The following is an 11,961-nucleotide window of genomic DNA, read 5'->3' as shown; positions in this document are numbered from 1 at the left end:
GCTTTTTACAAAGGCAATATCATCAGCCAGTTTTGCCGCTTTAAGATAAAACTTCAAATGCTCCTTAAAATCAAGCAGGCCTGATTTATCCCGCTTACCGATATTGTTTTTTATCCTATCTCTATCTATGGCCATAAATAAGTCCTGCCAATAAGCCTCATTCAAACATTTCCATATTATCTGCTGTTTGAGTTTTTTCTGTTCTTCTTTTATTGCTTCCCGCATCTTTTTATCTTTAAGATAACGAAATACTTGCTTGCGGATAGTCTCATCCCGCATAATTACCAATAACTCTCTAACATCATTATCCACAGCCAATTCTATTGCCTCTTTCATTGCCGGCACAACTTTAGCTATTTTCATCGCTTTCTTCAGGCTTTGAGGATCTAATAACGCGGACATTTTTCTAAATCTATTTTCGTCCTGTAATGACAAAAGCAGCTCTTTTTTCTTTTCGTAAGGGGCTACTTTTAATATCAGTCTTTTTAGCTTTTCGCTGTCAAGCCCTGTCTTCTCTTTTGGTCCGGTATCGTTTTTAGGCTTATCGCTTTGCGCTAAAGAAACCATGCTGGCGAAAAATTCATCATCCGTCATCGTCTGATGCGATTTATCCCATTGTTCTAATCTTTCAGCGTCATCTTTATCTAAAAAACTTTCAGCGGAATTTTCTTTAAGTAGAATGTTGTCAATTATCCTAACAGCCTTCTGCCGGTAAACTTCATCAAAATAATGAGCATCATTTATCTTCTTGTCTGTGATCCTGCCCTTTAGTAAATCAAGCCTTGCCGCGCTATAGCTGAGAGAATCTATTGCCATAAGCTTCGCTGTTTCATAAATATGTTCGTCTTCGTAACTCTCTCCTAAGGTATAAAGCCCCCGGGTAATCTTTTCCTGTTCAAGGGTATGGATATGATTATGGAGCTTATCAAAGACGCCTTTAGTTAATTTTTTATTCTCAAAATCCTCTAATCCTAAATCTTTATGCAGTCCTAATTTAATCACGGCTTTTTTTATAGACTTTCTGTATTCGTTCCTCAATGCTTCATCTTCGGTTTTAATATAATTATGAAACTTATTATGCAAATCGCTAAGCGCTCCATAAAGGTCGGATTCGGTAAACGGCGGGGTAAGATGTGAAGTGATCACTGCATAGCTTCTTCTTTTGGCTATTACCGCCTCTCCAATATTGTTGATGACATAAACATAAATGTGAGGCATGCCGGCGATTAACGCATCAGGCCAATCATATTCCGACAAAGCCACTTGCTTCCAGGGCGTAAACTCCAGGCTTCCATGAGTGCCAAAATGTATAATAGCGTCGGCGCCAAAACCGTTTCTTACCCATAAATAAGATGCTACGTAGCTGTGGGGCGGGGCTTTTTTTGCCCCGTGAATAAGCTGAGATTGATTATTTCCATAGCCGGGAAGAGGCTGGGGCAGGATTACTACATTATTGAACCGGATCCTCGCAACAGCAATATAGGTTTTGCCGTCTTTTTCAACGCGCATATATTCACCGGGAACCGGGCCGTAATTTTCTAAAATATCCTCAAACATCTCCTGTTCCAAATCCTTCTCACACCACTCTAAATATGCTTCGGTATCAATTAACTCAGGGCTTCCTTCTTCTAAATATTTCTGAAATGTCCCCTTAGCGTAAACACCTAAAACCGGGCCTTGCCTTTGGATTATCCGGATTAATTCCTTTTCATTCTCAGGTAAAACTCCTGTATCAAAACCTTCTCTTTCAAGATGTCTTAAAAGATTCAGCAAAGAAGGGGCAACCTCCATCCCTCCGGCAACCATTGAATTTAAACCCGGGCCTTTGAAATAATAAATTGCTATTTTCTTTTCTTCATTCGGTTTAGACTTTAGTTTAAGTGAGTTTTCTATTAATCGGCAAAATGTCTCAATCCTATTGGCCAATCCTTTAAAAATATACAGCCCATTTTTATCTTTAAACTGGGCGCTGATAACATAAGGGGCTATTCCCCCATCCAATTCCGGCATGACAATGCTCTGGCTCATCATACCGCCGCTCATTCCCCGCTGGTCTTTTATCCATTCATTATAAGGGCCAAAGACATTTATCGGACAAAGAAGGGGGATGTTTTTTTCTCTCAAATATCTTACGGCTTCATCTGCCCTGCCCGGGACAAATCTCCCGTGAGGCATAAGAACTACTAAAGAGGGATCTACCGCTTTAATAAACTCTAATCTTTTTAAAAAACCGGACATCGGATAAACATTAATCCCTTTTTGCTCCAGGTCTTTTATTATCATATCCACGTGTTCCCGGTTGGCATTACGCGGCCCGATATTGGTGGTAACCAGGCATACCTTTGGCCCGGCCTGTTTAAAATATCCTTTTTCTTCATAAAAGTCCTGATACTGCCTGTAGCCGGCAAAGTAATCATCTTCTCCTAAGTGAAAAAAGATATCATGCGGTATAATCTGCGGCTCCTTTATCTTTTGGCTAAAAAAAACTTTTTTATCAAACACCCGCCTGGTGTAATTAAGAAGCCTGTTTAGGTTCTTTTTGCCTCCGTTTCCAAAATAGCCCTCAATATATTTAAGGTCGATGCCGGTTAAATTGGTTAAATCGCTTTCTGAGCTGGTAGCCGCATAAGCATAAACCTTAACGCCTTTTTCTATAGCGGTTTTAATCCCGGCTGCCTGCCCCTCATCAAGGCGAAGTCCCATTCCAAAAAGGTAAATCGCGCAGTATTTGTCCAGATTCGGCGCTTCATCTTCTTTTAAGGTGATGCGCGCAACCTTGATCAACGGATTATCTTTTGCCTCTAAGATCGCGGCATATTGGAAATCGCGGAAATTTATAAAAGCAACCTTGGTGGGACCGACAAATTTAGAATAAATAAAACCCAGGCCCAATAAAACGATAATTCCGATAATAATATATCTATTTTTCAACTTTTTCAATTCTTAATCCCCTTACTCCGGCACATAAATAATCTGGCCGTTTTCCAGTTCATAGGCCACACCCACACGCTTGCCCCGGCCTTTTCCTTTGCCCTCTTTAGCTTTATACCGGACTATCTCTTTACCCTTCTTTACGATAATCTCCATATTTTTTTCACCGGGATTCTTTATCATCGTAACATCATCTTTGGTAAGAAGTTCTGAAATCTTAAAATACGAAACCATGGCTACCATAAGCGCTACGGCAAAGACCATTGCCAAATCAAAGAGGTTGGCCATGCCGGAAAGAGGATCATCATCACTGCCCCTCAATCTATGCGTAAAAATTCCCTTTTTCTTCATAGTTTAGTTTTTTCTGTTCTCTGACTTCTGTCTTCTGTCATCTGTCTTCCGAACGCGCTAATTCATAAACATATTGAAGATTATTTAAATCTTCGGCAAACCATCTCTGCTTAACCAATTGCGTAACAAAGCCTATTGCGCCGATAAAAATACCTACCACGGTCGTAGAAAAAGCTACCTGCATATTAAGCGCCATAGAGGCAATATCTCCCGCTGCCAGCCCTGTCAGCGCCGGGCCCATGGGAATTAATGTTCCCATGAGCCCGAGCATCGGGCCGATCCTCATCAATGTTTTAGAAATCTCCAGTTCTTTTTCGCCTTCTATCTCAAAATCAGAAACAGCTTTTTCGCAATGCACAGGATGCCAGCTGACATCTATCATTGTTTTAAGATACTTTAAAAATAAACTTTTCCCCTGTATATACCCGGCAAAATCTATTTTTTTGGCGCCTTCTCTTTTTAGATGATTCAATAACCTGTCGGCATTTTTCTTAAATCTAAGCCGGCTCATATATAAACCGTAAAATCCTCCGAGCATTAGCAAAGATTTCACAAAAGCAAGAAGCAAGAATACAATAATGGGTATTAGTAAACTCGTGGAAATCCAGTAAAGTATGTTGGTAAATAAAGTCATACTACCCCTCCCCGGTTCGTTATGTGTCGTGCGTCATGCGTAATGTAGAAAAAACCTGTCTTTTACTTATATAAGATTTTTTAGGTACAATACGCATTACGCACTACGCACTACGATAATTCGACTTATAATAGCCGGCAGAAACTACGATCAGCATAGCCGCCAGCGTTATAACGGCAGCCTTAACATCAACCTGTAATTGGGTATGGCCTATCTTCATCCCTATTATGATAAGCGGAAGAAACATCGACAGGAGTATCTGCAAGAATGAAAGGATAATTTTCAGCTCTATACGCCATTCCCACTTTGGGAATAGCCGCCTTATACCCAGGGCGCTTAAGATTAAGACTCCAAAAAGCGTTAATGATAAAATTAAAGCTATAAAATAAAATTGAAATTTTTCAATTACGTTGAATAAATATGTCTGGAGGAAAAAAACTCCCGCCAGGAATATTCCTGAAGGCAATAAAGACAAGAACCTTGAACTCATTTTTTGCCTTCCCGCATAATGGTCTTTTATCAACAATAAACTCAGGAGCATAATTAATATCGATTCGATAATCTGATAAGCGCAGATAGAAGATAACCTATTGAAATTACCCACAAACCGGTCAAGCATCTGAATGTTTAACCTGGCGGCAAAAGGAAATAGAAAAAAACTGACTGCGGCTAACGCAGCATTAAAACCTATGACATATCTTTTCTTTCCCAATAAAGAAAGATTAATCGTGGTATGTAAAAAACCCAGCATAAAAAGAATTATTAAAAATAGCCACATATTTTTTACTTACAATAATATATGATTCATCTTTGTCTTGTTTAGTAATCTGTGTAATCTATTTTTAAAATCTGTGTAATCATTTTAATCTTTTAAAATTTTTCATTTTAACCTAAAAACAACGGCTACTTCCATTTTAAGACAAGAACTGTTTAATTCCCGGGGAATGGGAGGAAAAGGACCGGCTCTCCTTACCGTAGAAACTGCCTCATTATCCAGGATGGAAAATCCGGATGAATGGACTATTTTAACACCCTTCTCCTGGCCATTTGATAAAACCGCAAATGTAAGGCAGGCCACCCCTTCGAATCCCTGTTTTTTTGCCCACCTTGGATACCTGCGGCAGGATTCGATCCTCTGCTTAATTATATCCTGATAGCGAAGCATTGCTTCGTCATCGGGGTCTATAACCTGCACATACTCAGAAACCGGAGGCTGAAGATTTTTTTCCTCCAAAACTATTTCTTTAATCTCTTTCTCGAAAATCTCTTCTTCAGGAATTTCTTTTTTAAGTTCCGGCTTTTCTGTAATTTTTTCTTCTTCGGGTAAAGGTTCTGGTTCCAACCGGGGCGGCTCGGGTTTTTTTACAACTTGTTTTAGTTTTTTTTCTTCCCCCACCACATCTATCTTTGGTAAAAGAGGGGGTTTTTCTATTTTTATTCTTACCCGAAGTTCTTTTTCTTGTTGAGAAGGTTTCTCAAAAGTAAACAATCCGCTTACCGGCAGGCCCAAAAACAAAAAATGCATTGCCAAAGAAAAAAGAAAGACTGTTTTTATTACCCTTTCATCGGAAATCCTTTTCATTTAATAGCCCGTCTTCTATTTGGGTGGAAATTACCAGGCCTTCCGCGTTTGCCTGCTTGGCAATATCCATTACTCTCACCGCGAAACCAAGATTTATCTTTTGATCGGCCTTTAAGACCACTGTCTTTTTCCGGCTGGTTTCTAATTTCTCCTCTAAAGAGGCCTTCAATTCACCAATATCAATTTGCTTATCATCAAGAAAAACTTCATTGTCTTCACTTATAAACACAATAATACTTTCTTCCTTCTGGGACTCAGCAGCCTTTGCCGCGGGCAAAACTATTTTTATTCCCGGCTGCATTATAAAATTGGCGGTAAGCATAAAGAATATAAGGAGTAAAAAAACTATATCAATCAAAGGAGCGATATCGAAATGCATCCTTATTCTTTTTCTGCCCTCAAATTCCATTCTTATCTCTCCCTTTTTATAATCTGCGTAATCTGTGTTTTCAAATCTGTGTAATCTGTGTTTTTAAATTCCATACTCTACGTCTTCCTTAAACTGCCCGCTGTTTTTTTCCGGTTTTGACTCTCCGGTTCCCAACCACTCGGCTAAAGACTGGGCCGCGTCCTTCATCCGGGCAGAAAAATCATCTACTTTCCCTTCAAGATAATGGTAAAAAATTATCGCCGGAATTGCCACAGATAAACCGGCCGCGGTCGTAAGAAGCGCCTCCCAAATTCCGCCGGCCAAAACCGAAGCCTCTACGCTTCCTCCCAGTTCCTGGATCTTCATAAACGCCTTAATCATTCCGGTAACCGTGCCCAGCAAACCCAGCAGGGGAGAAATATGAGCAATAATCCCTAAGCCTCTTAAATCTTTCTCTAATCTTCTCAATTCTCTTGAGCCGGCCCGGGCAATTATTTTTTCTTTCTCTTCGGAAGATCTTCTACGTGTGTGGATACCGATAGACAAAATATTTGCTACCGGCCCGGATGAATTCTTGCATAATTTCTCCGCCTCATCCTGCCTGCCATCCAACAACAGCCTTTCCACCCTGGTCAAAAAATTAGGCATACCGGCTCTTGCCCGATGAAAATGATACAATCGTTCTAAGATAATACTCACGGCTATCATCGAACACAACAAAATAGGCCACATCAACGGCCCGCCTTTTAAGGTAAGCTCAAACATAACCAATCCCCTTTAAAATGCTACCTTTACCCCGCCTAAAAATTCTGTGCCGTCTATATCATATTCATCTTCTACGTTCTTTTCGCCAAACAGATTATCCACCCGGGCAAAAACCTGGACATATTCGCCAATATCCTTTGTCAGGGCAAGATTGCATATTGCATAACCATTTAATTTTTCATAGTCGTCCCCATTATATCTTTCCCCGATATATTCACCGGCAACATTTACGTTGAGATCAAGCTCGGGAATATCCCAATCGACTTCTAAGGTTACTTTATGCTTCGGCCTATTAAGAAGTTCTCTTTTCGTGGTTTTATCTTCGGTTTCCAGAAACGTATATCCCAACCTTGCGCCTAAATTATCAATGATCTGGCTGGCTAAGTTTAACTCTATGCCCTGGGTCATGGCCTCATCTACGTTTTCCCAGTACATATCCCAGGGAAATTTTGGAGCACCCCAAGGCCAATAATACTCTACAGTCCGATAATTTATTAAATCCTCAATGTCATTCCTGAAAAAAGACACCTCAGCCAGAAGTTTTTCCGAAAATCTATACTCTGCGCCGGCCTGATAGCCAATGGATTTCTCCGGCTTTAAATCAGGGTTTGAATGAACAATAAACGGCCCCATTGACCAATTATCGGCATAAAGCTTAACCAGGCTGGGGCCTCTGAAGGCCGTTCCCACAGAACCTCTCAATTTAAAATCCTCGGTTACATTATAAAGCACGCTTGCCTTGGGATTGGTTTCTGTCCCCCATTTATCGTGGTTGTCCACGCGGACACCGATAACAAAAGTAATTGGCTCAAAATCCATCTCATCCTGGATAAAGAAACTATGTAAGGTCTGCTCAGCAGAATAATCCTTGCCTTTATCATCTATTTCTTCCCCATTATAATGATAACCGCCAATCAGGGTATGTCTGTCCATAATTAACCGGCTGTAATTTATCTCTGCCTCGTAAGAATCATCCTTCCAATCCGAATTTTTGTCAGCGGTATAATGTTTATAGTCAAACCAGGAACCCCTTAAGCTTAATTTAGATAATTCATCAGGGGTCCACTCCCATATAGAATTGAGACTAAGCCTTTCCTGGATACGATCCTGCATTTCAGCCGCTGAAACCCCGCTTTTTGTGGTATGTTTGGAATAATAGGGTTTTAAGGTTAATTTAGATTCGGGTGTAATTTCATATTGAAAAGTTCCCTGGCCGATATATTCTTCATACCAATCGCTCTGTTTTACCCCATACCTGTCGATGTACTCAGGATGCACACCGTCGGACGTCCGGTAAGTAAAATCAAGAAAGCCTCCAAGATTACCTTCTTTAAAGCCGCCGCTTAATTCGTGAACCTGTGTCTTGCGGCTGCCAAAGGAAATAGAAGCAGAAGCTGTGAGCTCCTCCGGCGCGGACTTAGTAATAATATTGACCACTCCTCCGATAGCATCGCTTCCATAAAGGGCTGAGGCAGGGCCTTTTACTACTTCTATCCTCTCCACCATTTCTATAGAAATTTGCTGTAAATCCACGCCATCACCGTGTCCGCCTAAAACTCTTTGGCCGTCTACCAAGATTAAGGTATGCTTTGCGTCCAGGCCCTGAATTTGGATTTTTCCTTTGTCACCCCAGCCGCTGGAAGACTTATTAATTTTTACCCCTGTCAAATATGTCAAAGCATCCTGCACTGTTTTGATGTTTTTGGCCTCGATCTCTTCAGAAGTAACCACGCTTACTGCCACCGGCACATCGCCTAAGGTGTGTTCGGTTTTAGTAGCGGTGATTACAACCTGGCCTAAATTAAATCCTTTTTCCTCCTCTTGAGCCCCTGTTTCCTCCCATATTTCTACCTGCCCCCGGGCTTCTGCCTGACTAAAAATAGTTAAACTAAGTAGACAGACGAATATCGCCCCGGATAAAAATCCCAGCCGAATACCAAATAAAAATTTCATTGCTAACCTCCCTTTTTTCCGCGTTGTGATTGCAATTGCATTGCAGTTGCAATTATGTTTCAAAAAAAATTACCTTCACCTGTTATTGTGATCCACTGCTATCCTAACCCCAACATCCTTCCTCCCTGATAAACAATAAAAGCCGCTGCCCAGGCCAGGGTCGTGGTATAAAATACGACAAACAAAGGCCAGCGCCAGGAATTTGTCTCTCTTCTTATCACCCCAAGCACGGCTACACAAGGCAGGTAAAGAAGAACAAAAACCATAACGCTATAAGCAACCAGGGGGCTGTACATTTTACTGCCGTCAGCCCGGGTTTGCTTCTGAAGCGCCTGGCGTAACCCTGTAGACTCTTCATCGGCTTCACCAACAGAATGAAGCGTCCCTAGCGTGCCAACGACTATTTCTTTGGCAATAAACCCTCCCAGCAAACCTACCGACAACTTCCAATCATCAAAACCTAAGGGCTTAAATACCGGGGCTACTGCCCGCCCAATACTGCCGGCATAGCTTTTTCCCATTTTCTCAAATGCCTTTTCGTTTTCTATCCGGGATATAAGTTCCTGGTTGCTGCCTGCCTTTTCAACCAGGGCATCGTAATCCTTAGAATACTCCGGCTGCCAGGGAAAGTTGCTCAAAAACCAGACCAGGACACAACCGACAAAGATAACCGTGCCCGCCTTTTTTAAGTAAACCACTCCTCTTTCCCACATATGAATAATCAGCCCTTTTAGCGTCGGCACCCTGTAAGGCGGAAGTTCCATTACGAACGGGCTTGCCGGGCCTTTAAACAGATACTTACGAAATATTTTGGCCATTATAACGGCCACGGCCATCCCCAGGATATAAAGAGAAAATAACACGTTACCGCCTATTCTCTCAGGAAAAAATGCGCCGATAAATAAAGCATAAACCGGAAGCCTTGCCCCACAGCTCATAAAAGGATTAACCAGGATAGTCACCAGCCTGTCTTTTCTGTCATTTATAGTCCGGGTAGCCATAATCGCCGGCAGGTTACAGCCAAAGCCCAGGAGCATCGGGATAAACGAACGGCCGTGCAGGCCTATTTTGTGCATAAGCCTGTCCATAATAAAAGCGACCCGGGCCATATAGCCGGAATCTTCTAAGAGGGCCATCGCCAAAAACAATAAGAATATTATCGGCACAAAAATAAGCACACTCCCTACTCCGCCAATAACTCCATCAACTACCAGTGATTGAACCGCGCTTGCCTCGGGCAGTAATCCTCCGGCTAAGGAGCCCAACCACTCCTGTCCGGCCTCAACCCAGCCCATTAAGGGCTCGCTAACCTGAAAGGTAAATTTAAACATCAGCCAGGCCAGGCCTAAAAAAATCGGCAGCCCCAAAATCCGGTTAACCAGGACTTTGTCTATCCAATCAGAAATTGTATGACGCACCTCGTATGTCCTTTTAACAGCTTCACTGCAGGCGCCGCTGATAAATCCGTATCTTCTTTCAGCGATTACTGCCTCGGGATTGTCGCCAAAGATGTTTTTCAGGTGAGTAATGCTCTTTTCTGTCTGCTCTAAAACTTGAGCAGCATACGGGCTTTTGTTTATTCTCTTTGCAACCTCGCCATCATCCTCCAGTAACTTTAACGCCAGCCACTGCAAAGGATATTTTTCCGTCAATTTCTTATCTTCCTTAAAGATATTCTCTAATTTTTCTATCTCTTCCCGGATCTCCCGGCCATAGCCCACAGTAACTTTTTCTGAGCTAATTCCAGTTTCGGCTAGCTTAAGCGTTTCTTCTAAAAGTTCATCTATCCCGTTTTGTTTTGTGGCTACAGTAAAAACAATCGGGCATCCTAAAAGTTTAGAAAGCATCTTTCTGTCTATTTCTAATCCCCGGCGCTTGGCTACATCCGCCATATTAAAGGCGAGAACCAAAGGCACATTTAACTCCATAAGCTGGGTAGCTAAATAGAGGTTCCTCTCCAGATTAGAAGTATCGATAATATCAATTACTACATCCGGCTTTTCCTCTACTATGAAATTGCGGGTAACAATCTCGTCAATAGAGTAAGCGGTCAGGCTATAGATCCCGGGAAGGTCAACTACGTTTATTTCATAGCCTTTATATTTTAAAACCCCTTCTTTTTTTTCTACAGTTACCCCGGGATAATTGCCTACATGCTGGCGGGAACCGGTTAAGGCATTGAACACCGTGGTTTTCCCCGAGTTGGGATTGCCGGCTAAAGCAATGGTCAGCTTCTTAGGCACTTTGTCAGTCCTCCTTTACCAAGATTTTTTGAGCCATCCCCCGGCCCAGTACCAACCTGGAATTACCGATAGAAACAATACACGGGCCAACCCGGGAAGAATGAATTACCTTAAACCTTACCCCTTGTTTTAAGCCCATATCGGTAAGCCTGCTGCGCAGGCCCCGGCCGCTGGTTATGGCCATTAAGGTTACCTGTTTATGGGAAGAAACTATATTTAAAGGCACGAATTGCCCTTTCATCCTGCTATCTCCACATAAATATTAGCCGCCTCATTTTTGCGCAGAGACAAATGATACCCTTTTATTTTTACTTCGATCGGATCTCCCAAAGGAGCAGCTCTCTGCATTTCTATCTCCGAACCGGGAATAACACCCATATCCAAGATTCGACGGCGGATCAAGCCTTCACCTGATACCTTTGTGATTTTACCTTTTTCCCCGGACTTTAATTCTTTTAAGGGCTTAACAGCCATAAGTTATTTTTCCTTCCTGCCCGAACACTTCCGGCAATACCCCTTGATACCTAATCTATGCTCCACGGATTCAAATCCGTATTTCTTGCAAACTTCTTCTTGTAATTTTTCAATTTTTTCATTGCTGAATTCAATAATCTTGCCGCATTTTACGCAGACCATATGATCGTGATGCGGGTGGCCAAAGGTATGTTCATAGCTACCTTTACCCAGGCAGCGAAACGTCTCAACAATCAAACCGCTTTCAATCAATAACGGCAGGGTTCTATAGATAGTAGCGCGGGAAAGTCTTTTGTCCTTTTTGTGCACTTTTAAATAAATCTCATCTACATCAAAATGCTTATGCAGGGAAAAGATCTCTTTTAAAACAGTTTCTCTTTCCGGGGTAAATTTTAACCCTTTTTCTTTTAGATAGTTCCTAAATTTATCTTCCGGCCTAATCAATGAACATTACCTCCGATATAATTGCGATTGCCTCTCAATTACAATTATATCCGCTTTCATTCAGGTTGTCAAGCCCTTTTTGTAAACATGTTATTTAAAAATTAAAAGTGCACAGTTTTAGAGCGATTTAAGTTTTAAAAGTGCACACCTTAACCGAAATTAAAAATAATAACGCTAAAAAGGTCATTCTGAGGCCGAAGGCCGAAGAATCTCA

The 11,961-nt window shown here is 41.7% G+C and carries 12 protein-coding genes; all 12 read right to left on the bottom strand.

Going from position 1 to position 11,961, the window contains the following annotated elements; genetic code table 11:
• The coding region (locus U9Q08_02475) for a cobaltochelatase subunit CobN (GenBank protein ID MEA3328589.1) at positions 1 to 2,940 on the bottom strand (2,940 nt) is incomplete at its 3' end.
• A 12-nt stretch (positions 2,941 to 2,952) separates the two neighbouring features.
• Positions 2,953 to 3,282, bottom strand: coding sequence for a DUF2149 domain-containing protein (locus tag U9Q08_02470; GenBank protein ID MEA3328588.1), 330 nt, complete (start codon positions 3,280 to 3,282; stop codon positions 2,953 to 2,955).
• Positions 3,283 to 3,319: 37 nt separating this feature from the next.
• Complete coding sequence (locus U9Q08_02465) at positions 3,320 to 3,835, bottom strand: MotA/TolQ/ExbB proton channel family protein (GenBank protein ID MEA3328587.1); 516 nt, start codon at positions 3,833 to 3,835, stop codon at positions 3,320 to 3,322.
• Positions 3,836 to 4,019: 184 nt separating this feature from the next.
• On the bottom strand, positions 4,020 to 4,694 hold the full coding sequence (locus U9Q08_02460) for a hypothetical protein (protein ID MEA3328586.1): 675 nt from the start codon (positions 4,692 to 4,694) through the stop codon (positions 4,020 to 4,022).
• Between the two features lie 102 nt (positions 4,695 to 4,796).
• On the bottom strand, positions 4,797 to 5,498 hold the full coding sequence (locus U9Q08_02455; protein MEA3328585.1) for an energy transducer TonB: 702 nt from the start codon (positions 5,496 to 5,498) through the stop codon (positions 4,797 to 4,799).
• Positions 5,479 to 5,907, bottom strand: coding sequence for a biopolymer transporter ExbD (locus U9Q08_02450; protein ID MEA3328584.1), 429 nt, complete (start codon positions 5,905 to 5,907; stop codon positions 5,479 to 5,481). The genes U9Q08_02455 and U9Q08_02450 overlap by 20 nt, the downstream gene beginning before the upstream one ends.
• A 63-nt stretch (positions 5,908 to 5,970) precedes the next feature.
• Positions 5,971 to 6,633 (bottom strand): MotA/TolQ/ExbB proton channel family protein, encoded by a 663-nt coding sequence (locus tag U9Q08_02445; GenBank protein ID MEA3328583.1) that lies wholly within the window; start codon positions 6,631 to 6,633, stop codon positions 5,971 to 5,973.
• 12 nt (positions 6,634 to 6,645) lie between these two features.
• Entirely contained in the window at positions 6,646 to 8,586 is a 1,941-nt protein-coding gene (locus U9Q08_02440; protein ID MEA3328582.1) for a TonB-dependent receptor, read from the bottom strand.
• A 98-nt stretch (positions 8,587 to 8,684) separates the two neighbouring features.
• Positions 8,685 to 10,829 carry a ferrous iron transport protein B gene (gene feoB, locus U9Q08_02435; GenBank protein MEA3328581.1) on the bottom strand — a complete coding sequence of 715 codons (2,145 nt, stop codon included), beginning with the start codon at positions 10,827 to 10,829 and terminating at the stop codon, positions 8,685 to 8,687.
• A 4-nt stretch (positions 10,830 to 10,833) separates the two neighbouring features.
• Positions 10,834 to 11,070 (bottom strand): FeoA family protein, encoded by a 237-nt coding sequence (locus tag U9Q08_02430; GenBank protein ID MEA3328580.1) that lies wholly within the window; start codon positions 11,068 to 11,070, stop codon positions 10,834 to 10,836.
• On the bottom strand, positions 11,067 to 11,303 hold the full coding sequence (locus tag U9Q08_02425) for a FeoA family protein (GenBank protein ID MEA3328579.1): 237 nt from the start codon (positions 11,301 to 11,303) through the stop codon (positions 11,067 to 11,069). Before U9Q08_02425 ends, U9Q08_02430 begins: the two co-directional genes overlap by 4 nt.
• 3 nt (positions 11,304 to 11,306) lie before the next feature.
• Positions 11,307 to 11,747: a Fur family transcriptional regulator gene (locus tag U9Q08_02420; protein MEA3328578.1), complete on the bottom strand. Its 441-nt coding sequence runs from the start codon at positions 11,745 to 11,747 to the stop codon at positions 11,307 to 11,309.
• Between the last annotated feature and the right edge of the window lie 214 nt (positions 11,748 to 11,961).

Source organism: Candidatus Omnitrophota bacterium, assembly GCA_034717435.1.
Classification (GTDB): Bacteria; Omnitrophota; JAUWXU01; order JAUWXU01; family JAUWXU01; genus JAYELI01.
This window is presented reverse-complemented; position numbering and strand designations above follow the sequence as displayed.

Bases quoted from the DNA above. Each gene is read 5' to 3' on its own strand.
- U9Q08_02470 (MEA3328588.1), bottom strand. From the start codon at position 3,282: ATGAAGAAAAAGGGAATTTTTACGCATAGATTGAGGGGCAGTGATGAT.
- U9Q08_02460 (MEA3328586.1), bottom strand. From the start codon at position 4,694: ATGTGGCTATTTTTAATAATTCTTTTTATGCTGGGTTTTTTACATACC.
- U9Q08_02455 (MEA3328585.1), bottom strand. From the start codon at position 5,498: ATGAAAAGGATTTCCGATGAAAGGGTAATAAAAACAGTCTTTCTTTTT.
- U9Q08_02450 (MEA3328584.1), bottom strand. From the start codon at position 5,907: ATGGAATTTGAGGGCAGAAAAAGAATAAGGATGCATTTCGATATCGCT.
- U9Q08_02445 (MEA3328583.1), bottom strand. From the start codon at position 6,633: ATGTTTGAGCTTACCTTAAAAGGCGGGCCGTTGATGTGGCCTATTTTG.
- U9Q08_02440 (MEA3328582.1), bottom strand. From the start codon at position 8,586: ATGAAATTTTTATTTGGTATTCGGCTGGGATTTTTATCCGGGGCGATA.
- U9Q08_02430 (MEA3328580.1), bottom strand. From the start codon at position 11,070: ATGAAAGGGCAATTCGTGCCTTTAAATATAGTTTCTTCCCATAAACAG.
- U9Q08_02425 (MEA3328579.1), bottom strand. From the start codon at position 11,303: ATGGCTGTTAAGCCCTTAAAAGAATTAAAGTCCGGGGAAAAAGGTAAA.